The organism is Bacillus badius NBRC 15713 (genome assembly GCF_001591605.1).
In the GTDB taxonomy this organism is placed as follows: Bacteria; Bacillota; Bacilli; order Bacillales; family Domibacillaceae; genus Pseudobacillus; species Pseudobacillus badius.
On sequence record NZ_BCVF01000066.1, the window covers coordinates 1 to 10,405 of the forward strand.

8 protein-coding genes are annotated in these 10,405 nt (G+C 46.1%); 3 read left to right on the forward strand and 5 right to left on the reverse strand.

The genetic code is table 11. The annotated features are described in order from the left end of the window. Positions 1-365: 365 nt before the first annotated feature. A complete protein-coding gene (locus BBA02S_RS18960) occupies positions 366-2,012 on the reverse strand; it encodes an ABC1 kinase family protein (RefSeq protein ID WP_041095520.1) in 1,647 nt (548 codons plus the stop codon). A gap of 236 nt (positions 2,013-2,248) precedes the next feature. Here BBA02S_RS18960 and desB point away from each other — a divergent pair, with 236 nt between their 5' ends. After that, a complete protein-coding gene (gene desB, locus BBA02S_RS18965) occupies positions 2,249-3,337 on the forward strand; it encodes a Delta(10) desaturase DesB (RefSeq protein ID WP_041095519.1) in 1,089 nt (362 codons plus the stop codon). Between the two features lie 587 nt (positions 3,338-3,924). Here desB and BBA02S_RS18970 read toward each other — a convergent pair. Together BBA02S_RS18970 and BBA02S_RS18975 are read right to left on the reverse strand one after the other, a co-directional pair. Continuing rightward, the gene (locus BBA02S_RS18970; RefSeq protein WP_041095518.1) at positions 3,925-5,448 is read right to left on the reverse strand and encodes an acetyl-CoA hydrolase/transferase family protein; all 1,524 of its coding nucleotides are present in this window, start codon (positions 5,446-5,448) and stop codon (positions 3,925-3,927) included. Positions 5,449-5,570: 122 nt separating this feature from the next. Continuing rightward, entirely contained in the window at positions 5,571-6,221 is a 651-nt protein-coding gene (locus tag BBA02S_RS18975) for a LytTR family DNA-binding domain-containing protein (protein ID WP_041095517.1), read from the reverse strand. A gap of 79 nt (positions 6,222-6,300) precedes the next feature. Between BBA02S_RS18975 and ybaK the strand changes: the two genes are divergently transcribed. After that, on the forward strand, positions 6,301-6,777 hold the full coding sequence (ybaK, locus tag BBA02S_RS18980) for a Cys-tRNA(Pro) deacylase (RefSeq protein ID WP_041113822.1): 477 nt from the start codon (positions 6,301-6,303) through the stop codon (positions 6,775-6,777). A 128-nt stretch (positions 6,778-6,905) separates the two neighbouring features. Further along, positions 6,906-7,964 (forward strand): AAA family ATPase, encoded by a 1,059-nt coding sequence (locus tag BBA02S_RS18985; RefSeq protein WP_041113821.1) that lies wholly within the window; start codon positions 6,906-6,908, stop codon positions 7,962-7,964. Between the two features lie 53 nt (positions 7,965-8,017). On the opposite strand, the gene BBA02S_RS18990 is transcribed toward BBA02S_RS18985, so the two are convergent. Then, on the reverse strand, positions 8,018-8,833 hold the full coding sequence (locus BBA02S_RS18990) for an alpha/beta fold hydrolase (protein ID WP_041113820.1): 816 nt from the start codon (positions 8,831-8,833) through the stop codon (positions 8,018-8,020). Positions 8,834-9,209: 376 nt separating this feature from the next. Beyond that, on the reverse strand, positions 9,210-10,289 hold the full coding sequence (locus BBA02S_RS18995) for an AI-2E family transporter (RefSeq protein WP_041095509.1): 1,080 nt from the start codon (positions 10,287-10,289) through the stop codon (positions 9,210-9,212). Positions 10,290-10,405 lie beyond the last annotated feature (116 nt).

Genomic DNA, 10,405 nt, shown 5'->3' on the forward strand with positions numbered 1-10,405 from the left:
AAAATTGTACAGAGAGCTTAAGGTGAGGAAGAGGCTTTCGAAGCACCATCCCGTCCAACAGGACCAAATAGATAGAATCGCTCTGGATCAGCTTGTGCCAGGGAATGATCCGGTTCAGCAAATAGAACAGACGATGGACAACGTGAAGAGTGATTGAAGAAATTGCCGATGCAGGTGCTGCTTACTTTGGCTGCGATGAATCTCAAGAAATCATCTACTCGGGGAGGTCCATCTTTCTCTCAAATGACTTGAAAACCATCTAAAAAACGAAAAGGAGTTCAGAATGATCTCCTGCCGGACCCTTTGTAGGCAAACTGAAGCCTGGGAGTTTCCCAGGCTTTTTTCTGCTTTATCAATCGTTCCTTCTATTTTATCCGCTTGAACAGCCTCCGATGAGCACGCAGGTTGACTGCGTAATAGAGAAGGCTGATAAGGATAAGTATGCCGCCTCCGTAGAGCCACCACCGCTGTTCCATAAAGGCCGCGGCAGCTGTCAGGATGGAGCTGAATGTGATAAAAAAGAGGGCATCCCGTTTTTTAGATAATAGGAAGTCATGTTGAAGCCGATGCTTCTCAAAATCTTGCCGCCATTCCCTGTATTTTCGAGGTTCATCGAGTGTCTGCTGGATTTGGCGGGGAACAGACAGCAAAGGACGGAAAGAACGAATCAGCCACTGAAAAGCCGGCTGTCCGGAAGCTGGACCGGGTTCGGGATTTTCCTGCAGCCATTTAAAAATGAGCGGTTTGCCAACTTCCAAAAGATCAATATCAGGGTCAAGTATATAGAGAATGCCAACGAACGTGGAGGCAGCCCGCCCGAAAAAAGCAAATTCACTTGGCAGTTGAATCGGCTGCTCTTTGACGATTTTCTCGAGATCGGCCAGCAGCTTCTGAACCACAAAGTCATCGGGTGAGGCAAAGTTCTTTTCTGTATAATTGTCTACAAGCGCTTGAATGATAGTTTTTAACTGTGCATGATCTGCCCCCGGAAGCAAAAAGCGCAAACTCTCCAGCGCAGACAGCACCTGGTCATAATCTTCAAGCACAATTCCTTCTACCAGCCGGCGGATATGGACTGCATCCTTTTTCTGAATCTCGCCGACCATTCCAAAGTCAATGAGGATAATCGTTCCGTCTTTTTTAACGAGAATGTTTCCCGGATGAGGGTCCGCATGAAACCGGCCTTCCTGAAGCAGCTGTTCTAAAAATAATTCGACAAGCCGGGCGGCCAAGTCGCGCCGGTTGATGCCGTTTTGCTCAAGAAACTTCAGATCTGTGATCCGGGCGCCTTCCACCCACTCCATGACGAGCACCTTTTTGGTTGAATATTCTTCGTAATAAAAAGGAACACTAATCTTATCAAATAACTCATATCTTTTTCTAAAGTAAAAGCCGTTTTGCAATTCTTTAGAAAAATCCAGCTCCTGGCTGATCGTCGTTTCCATCTCTTTATAGAGAGCCGGCAGATCGGTTTGTTTGCCGAAGGGCGTAAAAAGATCGGCCAGCCACATCACAATCCGTATCGCTTTAAAGTCCGTGGAGATGATCCGTTCAATTCCCGGCCGCTGAACCTTTACAGCAACCGTGGCGCCATTTGGCAGACGTCCTTTATAGACTTGTCCAATAGAAGCCGAAGCGACAGGCTCCTCGCTGATTTCATCAAGAATGGAGTCATAGGGTTTGTTCCATTCCTTATCCATGACTGCTTTGGCGGCTTCCCAAGGCACACTGGGCACCCGGTCGATCAGATCTTCTAATTCCTCGATAAAAGCCTGAGGCATGATATCCGCGCGCGTGCTTAAAAACTGTCCAAGTTTAATGAGCAGTCCTTCCAGGCGCAGCGCGGTCTGCCGGTATTCGGCAGCCTGGCGCTTTAATAGTGCTTCCCATTTTTCGTTTGTTCGGCTGGTCCAGCGTTTCCTGTGCCTTTTGCGGAAAAAAGTAACCTGCAAAAAGAACTTCACAGCCATGGTGATAATAATAAACATGCGGTAAAGAGAAAAGTTTTTCACACATTTTCTTCCTTTCCGGCGAAAACGTTTTTTCTTTATTTTAAATCAAATGCTTTCTCTATGTACAATAATTGCTATCAACGTTAAAGACCAAGTTCTATTTCTTGATTTTAATACCAAGTCATAAATTAATTGACAAGTTAGAAAATAAAGTGATACGATTAGCCCTAGTTAAGAGAGGTTAAGTCAGTCAATTGCTTATAACCAGATCAATAGTGGAAAAGAGGGAAAGCGAATTGAAGGAGCTTCAATCATTTGGCTGGTATGCTGCTCGCGTAGCACCACACCTTCCAAAAAAAGCATTCAGTCCTGCTCCTGAGCGGCTATGGGGAGGCTTAGCCTACCTGCTGGTGGTTGTCTCGGGGATTTTGACAATTAGTTTAACGGATTTTAATATTTGGATAAACACAGCCATTTCTATTATATTAGGCACTTCTTTTGCGGCTATGGGATTTTTGGGGCACGAAATCCTCCATGGAACGGTCGTGAGAAAAGCCTGGCTGCGTGAATTGACGGGGGGAATCGCATTTTTTCCGTTAAGCACTGGGCCGAAACTATGGGTGAAGTGGCATAATATGACCCATCATCGCCATACCCAGGATGAGGAAAAAGATCCGGATGCCTGGCCGACGATTGAGCAGTTTTCGAAGGCCAAAATCCTGAAGCCTTTCTACCGGCTCCCGCTTTCAGTGCGCGGGTTTTTAGGTATGGCCTTTTTAGCTATCACATTCACCATGCACTCCATGCGGATGTTTAAGCGTTTTATTAAAGAGTTCAATCCGGAAAAACGCCTGTCCGTCTGGATGCAGCTGCTTGTTCCGTGGGCGACATGGATCGGGCTTTTAGTGCTGATCGGTCCATTAAAATGGACGTTTGCCTTTTTGATCCCGCTTCTGATTGCAAACTTTATCGTCATGGCTTACATTGCGACGAACCACAGGCTAAATCCGCTCGTGCCGGTCAATGATCCGTTAGCTAACAGTTTAACGGTGACCGTGCCGAAGTGGGTGGATGTCCTGCATTTTAACTTCTCTTATCACACAGAGCATCATTTATTTCCAGGAATGAGCTCGAAATACTATCCGCTCGTGAAAGAGGAATTGAAAAAGCGCTGGCCGGAAAGATATCATGAAATGCCAATGCCTCAGGCGCTGGCTGCTCTCTATAAGACGCCGCGGCTGTACAGCAACCAAGTCGAGCTCGTGGACCCTGTGGGGGGAGATGTATATGGCACACTTGGGCATGGATTAGATCCCGCCCATGTGAAGCCGAAAGAGACAGCTCCTGCCGAAGAGTCATCAAGTTCCGCAATGGTAAATAAATAAAAAACGGGCCTTTCCCTATGGAAAGGCCCGTTTTTTGTTTGTGTGAGATTGAACCATGAGGGGAAGGCCAATAAGGCAATGAAAAATAAGTAAAAAGGGTTCGGAATGAGAGCCTTCCAGCCCTCTTTCTGTTTTTTAGGCAGGTGTCGAGCCATCTGAAAAAATGACACACCTTTCTAAGTTTCATTCTTCAGGCTATTTCTTAAGAGCCATGGCCGCGAAAGTAAGCATTCTCTGCCTCAACCATTTTTTAAGCTCTCTTCATGTTGTCAACTCTGTTGATTAGGATGGCAGGCACTTTGCGCTGAGAAGGCTCGCCGCCCGCCCTGTGGAAAGCGAAGCAGCCTGGAATGGAAAGCAACAGCCCCCATTTACAAGAAAATTAAAAAGCCTGTAGATAAACTTCAATTTTCATTGAGTTTATCTACAGGCTGAAGCTGTTTACATCAAATGTTAATTTCAAAGCTTGTATAATAAACGCCCGACGGTTTCAGCGAAAGCGCGTTTTCAGGGTGAAAAGATGGGGTTGCTTTTCAGCTGAACAATGCCGAAGCCCGCCAGCGGACGTCATAAAGAAGGGTTGGCGTTTATTTTCTTAGCGAAGCCGGCTCAGATTGCAGCATAGTGCCTGTTTCGGCATAGCTAAGGTGCCATGAAAATGCTTTTTCCAGAACATGAGGGGTTTGCCCTCCGCGTGCGAGCGCTTCTTCAAAATAAGCGGTCATTTGCTCTTTATAAAGCGGGTGCATGCAGTTTTCAATAATAAGACGTGCACGCTCCACTGGGGCTAAGCCGCGCAAATCGGCATAGCCTTGCTCTGTCACTAATACATCTACATCGTGTTCTGTATGATCTACATGAGAGACAAAAGGAACAATGCTGGAAATATCTCCGTTTTTAGCTACGGATTTCGTCACAAAAATGGCCAGCCGGCTGTTGCGGGCGAAGTCTCCTGAACCGCCGATGCCATTCATCATTTTGGTTCCGCAGACATGAGTAGAGTTCACATTGCCGTAAATGTCGGCCTCCAAGGCTGTATTGATGGAAATCAATCCGAGTCGGCGAATCACCTCGGGGTGATTGGAGATTTCCTGCGGCCGCAAAACAAGCTGGTCTTTATATTGATCAAGCTTTGGAAAAACTGTTTTCATTTTTTCTTGAGACAAAGTGATCGAACAGCCGGAGGCGAACCGGACTTTGCCGCTGTCCAACAAATCAAACACGGCGTCTTGCAACACTTCCGAATATACTTCCAGCTCTTCAAATTCAGAATCAAGCAAGCCATGCAACACGGCATTGGCAACGGAGCCGATGCCTGACTGCAGCGGAGCCAGCTGATTAGTGAGCCGGCCTGCCCTGATTTCTTCCCGCAGAAACTCGATTAAATGATTCGCCATTGTAGCTGTGTCTTCATCCGGCGGCACAATGGTGGAGGGAGAATCTAAGTCATTCGTTAAGACGATGCCCTTAATTTTCTCCAAGTCCACTTTCATGCCGGTTGATCCGATGTGCCCGTCTACAGAGGTTAAGGCAATTGGTAAGCGCTTTCCTTGTTCTCCAGGCTCATAAATATCATGCATTCCTTCAAGGGCGGCCGGCTGTGCAAGGTTTAATTCTATGATAACGCTGTTCGCTTTTTCTAAAAAAATCGTTGAGTTTCCAACAGAAGTTGAAGGAATGATCTCTCCTTCTTCTGTGATAGCAACCGCTTCAATAATGGCAAAATCAATTGGATTCAGTACCTCAGAACGAACCATCTCAGCCACATGCGATAGATGCTGATCAGTAAAAAGCAACTCTTGCTCGTTAATTTTTCTGCGCATGGAGGAATCCGCCTGAAACGGCAGGCGTTTATGTATAATACCTGCTTCCGCCATTAGCTTATCAATATCTGATCCAAGAGAAGCTCCTGTATAGACATTGACTTTGAACGGGCCGTCTTTCGCCTTGTCGACCAATGCCATCGGTACAGCTTTGGCATCTCCAGCTCTTGTAAATCCGCTCAAACCAAGAGTCATGCCATCTTCGATCCATGAGGCTGCTTCGGCCGCTGACACAATTTTCTTTTGTAATTCCATGTTGCGCAGCTGTTCAGTGATACGTGAGTTCATAGAACATCCTCCTTTGCCGCTTTTTAAATATTCTATCAATCTTCGGACGGCTGCTCATTCGTTTTCGCATGAAAAGCCTTTAAAAAGCGGCAAAGCAGAAAAAAAGCAACATGAAGCAGAAGTTAATAATTCAATGCTTTTCGGAACGAGCTTGAATAGGTTTGACTGACAGGGATCTTTGTCTCGTCTTTCATTACAAGCAGGAAAGTAGAGTGAGAGTCCGGCTGAATTTCCTGGATGTGGCTGACGTTCACAATGTATGAGCGGTGGACACGAATAAACAACTCGCTGGGCAGCATAAATTCCAGCTCTGTCAAACTCATTTTATGGTACCCTTCGCCGCCTACGGCCTGTACCTTTGTTTTACGATTTTCTGCTTCCAAATAGACGATATTTTCGTAAGACACCGGATACCAGCAGTCCTCCGCTTTAACAGTGAAGAAATTGGCGGCGATGGGAGAAGGCTTTGCCGGAAAAATAGTTGTGACCGCTCCGACAACATGGGCGCCATTAAATAGCGGCACTGATACAGCATAATAAGGAATGCCATATACATCGCTGTCAATGTACTCGGATATTTCGTGCTTTTCAGCGATGGCCTTAGCTGCCCCGCTGCCCTTCTTATAAGGCTCGCCCGGGCGAATACGCAGGTCAACGAGTTTGCTTGGTTTGTAATAAATGAATTTTTCCGAATCGGCGACCGCAATGGACGTATGCGGCGGAAGAAACTCCTTCATGACATTCATAATCGATGTTACGGTTATATGATCCACAGTTACACCCCATCTCATTAATCGTTTATACTAATTATCATAACAGGCTTATTTTAGCGAGGGAAGGAAGGGAAAGGAAATGAAGGGAAAAACGAACGCGATGCGTATACTTGATAAAGCGGGATTAACATACGAGATGTATTCTTATGATCCGGCTGACGGAAAAATTGACGGACTATCCGCCGCCGAAAAAATCGGGAAAGAGGCGGACAGTGTATTTAAAACGCTGGTGACGATCGGTACAGATAAACAGATTTATGTATTTGTCATCCCTGTCGCCGCCGAGTTGGATTTGAAAAAAGCGGCTAAAGCAGCAGGAGCTAAAAAGCTGGATATGATCCCTGTAAAAGACATTCAAAAATATACCGGCTATATAAGAGGCGGCTGTTCGCCAATCGGCATGAAAAAGCTTTATCCCACCTTTCTCGATGTCCGTACGATTTCCCGGGAAAGTATAGTGGTCAGTGCCGGAAAAATCGGAAAGCAAATGGAGTTGAAAACGGCTGACTTAATTTCTGTTACACAGGCAGTGACAGCTCATGAAGTCATAAAGTGAATCGCCTTTTTCCGTGGACGCCGGGAAAAAGGCCAGCAGATTCGTATTCCGCTTTTATGTGCCATAGGGACAAGATCCTTTGCATATATTGATAGAGGCCCACTTTCAAAACTACTGGAGGTGCAAATATGAGCGGAAATACGATTCACTATTTTGCAAGGGGAAATACAGCCAAAGGGCTGCACAGTCTGCTTGAGTCGAATATCCAGGGGATCAAGCAGGTGTTCCTTATCGACGGAGGCACACCGGCGGAGAGAGCCGCGTGTCTGAAGCTGCTTGCCGACCGGCTGATAGAAGAGAATACAGCCGCAGAGCTTTTGCATTGCCCTGGCAACCCGGAGCAACTGGAAGGAATTATTGCAGCGGAAAAGCAATCGGCTATTTTACTAAATCAATTCGCTCCGTCTGTTTCTGGACCAGCTGTCCACTATGTGAAAATTCCCGGAAAGGCAACGGTTCCGGCAGAGAAAGAGCAGGAGCTGCTCCAGCTGGCAGAGCAGGCGGAGATCGCTCGTCAAAATGCTTATGCTTGTTTTCAAAAAGCCTTAGCTGTCCACGATGAATGGGAAGATATTTATATTCAGCGGCTTAACAGGAAGAGGGCAAATGAACTAGCCGGCGAGTGGGTCGCCCGGTTAATTCCGCAAGCTTCACAAAATAAAACCAGTAAGGTAAGACACCGCTTTTTAGGTGCCGCCACGCCGGAAGGAGCCGTTGATTTTGTCGGCAACTTAACGGATGGACTGGCAAAAAGATATTTTATTAAAGGCCGGGCCGGAACAGGAAAGTCGACGATGCTGAAAAAGATTGCTGCAGCAGCGGAAGAGCAGGGATACGAGGTGGAGGTGTATCATTGCGGGTTTGACCCAGCCAGCCTTGATATGGTCATTGTCCGTGAGCTCGGGTTTGCTATTTTTGATAGCACGGCGCCTCACGAATATTTTCCCGAGAAAGCAACTGATAGCATAATTGATTTATACGAGGAGATTGTAGCGGAGGGTACGGACGAGAAGTTTGCCGCAGAAATTCAAGAGATAGCCGGCCGCTACCGGTTGTTCATGAACAAGGGCACCGGCTATCTTGCCGAAAGCAAAAGATGCAAAGAAAAAATGCAGGCTTGCTATACAGGTTTGTCCGACCAGCAAACGCTTATGTGTGTATGTGAGGAGATTTTCGCCAGGCTGTAAAAACTCCTGATGGAAAAAAGAGGCGCCCAGCTGGGCGCCTCTTTTTTCTGCTGTTATTCCTGCCATAAAAACTGGCCGATCAGCCGATCGACTTTTTCGCTTTCATGCAAGCCGCTGTGGGTGATACTCCGATCGGAAATGACGGCTTTTTGAAAATGGGCGGATGGCACAATTTGTTTTAAACTGAGCACACTGTTAGTCGAAACGAGTTGATCTCCCGTGCTGGCAATAGCCAGAACTTTCACGTCGGACGGGAAAGCGGACTTTCGTTCAGCAAGCTGCTGCAGGGCGCCTGAGTTTGGCATTAAATCCGCCGCTGCGGGTCCGGAATTTTTCTTTAAATAATCTTTGTCTTTTAATCCGGAGAAAGGACTGCCGATGACGACCAGCTTATGAATAAATGGATAGCCCGGCTTTTTTGCATACTCTTCCAGAAATTGAACGGAAACAATGCCGCCCATCGAATGACCGACGAGATTTACTTGTTCAAACTGATAGGTTTGCTTTAAAGCATGCAATGCTTTAGACAGCCAGTGCGCTGTTTCGTCAAAACTGGCCCGGTTATTTTCAAAGATAAGCTGGACAAATAACCGGCCGCTTGCGGGAATAGGACCTGATTCCTCCAGGAGAACTTGGCCGTCAGCCGTCACGCGGCAAGTAACGACTTTCTTGCCCCAGTGATGCTCTTTGTCAAAACGCTCCAGCATTGAGCGGAATGAAACGGCTGTTCCTTTATATCCGTGTACGAAAACGGTTACGTCAGGGGGAGGAGTATTTGTTTTGGAATTGGCTGTGAGGGTGCCGTAACTGATAAATATGAGAAGAGCAAGAAGCAGGGAGGCGGTTAAGAGTTTATTTCGCTTTGTCACAAGCTGTGATCTCCTTCTTAGTTGATTTTTTTCCTTAGCTTTCTTCATTTATAATAAGGCTATTCCATCATTTTTATTATACAAAAAATATAAAGGCAATGCGGCTAAATTCATCAGAGAAAGCGGAAAGCAGACGATAAAGAGCCAATGAAGAAAGGGGAGAACAAGGATGCGAGAACAGGTGGGGACCTGTCAACAATGCGGGAGAGCCCTTTATTGCCTGGACGGTTTTTTTTACGGGATCAAGGAGAATGGCGTTGTTTTATGCTTCGAATGCAAAGAACAAGAAGAGGAGAATGAGGTTTAAGGGAATCTCTCAAAGAAAAGCGTCTTCATTGCCCTGGTGCAGCAGTGAAGGCGCTTCTTTTTGCCAATCTTATATTTCTTTGGTCACGGCATCTTTAATTTCCTTGCGTGCTGAATAGAGGTTCACCACAACCGTTTTAATGATCCCGTATACCGGAATCGCTAAAATGACGCCCCAAATGCCAGCAATGTTACCGGCTGCTAAGATAAGGGTGATGACCGTCAGCGGGTGAATATCGAGTGCTTTGCCCATGACATTTGGCGAGATCAAGTTTGATTCAATTTGCTGGGCAATCAGCATGATGAGTGCCACCCAAATCACCATCTGCGGATCTTGAATCCAGGCGACAAACAGGGCTGGAGTGACGGCAAGGTACGGGCCGAGAAAAGGAATGATATTCGTAGCCATGCCGATCAAAGCGAGAATTAATGAATAATCCAAGCCAATGATTAAATAGCCGATCAGTAACATGACGCCGACCAGAAAGCTGACGAGCAGCTGTCCCTGAATGTAGGACTGCAGCGTTTCATCTAAGTCTTTTAATGTCCGCAGCACCCACTGTCTGCGATGCCCTGAGAAAAATTTAGCTAGAAAAGGAGCAAATTTTTCTCTGTCCTTGAGCATATAGAATAAGAAGAAAGGTGCCAGAACAGTTAAGAATACAGCTTGCAGCAAGCCTTGAACAAAGGTAAGGAGCCATGTTCCGAAAGTCATTGCCCAATCTTCGACTTTTCCTTCTGCATCTTGAAGAGCCTGCATAACGAACTGCGGCATTCTTTCTCGTTGGTTCATTAAATAATTGATTGCGTCTTGGGCAGCATTTACCATTTGAGGGGTGTTTTTTGCCAGTCGTGCGGCTTGCTCATTAACAATCGGGCCGATCATTGCAAATAAAACCCAAAAAGCAACAATGAGGAGAAGAAACACGCTTAAGATAGAAGCCCAGCGCGGAAGCTTTTTCCCTTCGAGCCAGTTGACAACAGGCCGTGTTAAGTAAAACAGTACCCCGGCAATCAGCATAGGCAAAAAGACTGTGCCTGCTACAATCAAGAGCGGGTTAAAAATATCATTGATTTGCCTGAACAGCAAAATAATGATCAGGATCAGCACAATTGCGATCCCTGCTTGAAACCACCTTTTATTTACCACTAAGTTCAATCCTTCCTTTCATCGTCTAGAACAGTTATTCACATTATACAAATAATTGTTAGGATAAAGAAACTATTTATTACTTAAAGAATAGAGAAGAGGTCGGTGGATTTCCA

What these genes read in the sequence shown, in the direction of transcription:
- BBA02S_RS18970 (WP_041095518.1), bottom strand. Translation starts at nt 5,448, where the DNA reads ATGAACTCACGTATCACTGAACAGCTGCGCAACATGGAATTACAAAAG.
- ybaK (WP_041113822.1), top strand. Translation starts at nt 6,301, where the DNA reads ATGAAGGGAAAAACGAACGCGATGCGTATACTTGATAAAGCGGGATTA.
- BBA02S_RS18985 (WP_041113821.1), top strand. Translation starts at nt 6,906, where the DNA reads ATGAGCGGAAATACGATTCACTATTTTGCAAGGGGAAATACAGCCAAA.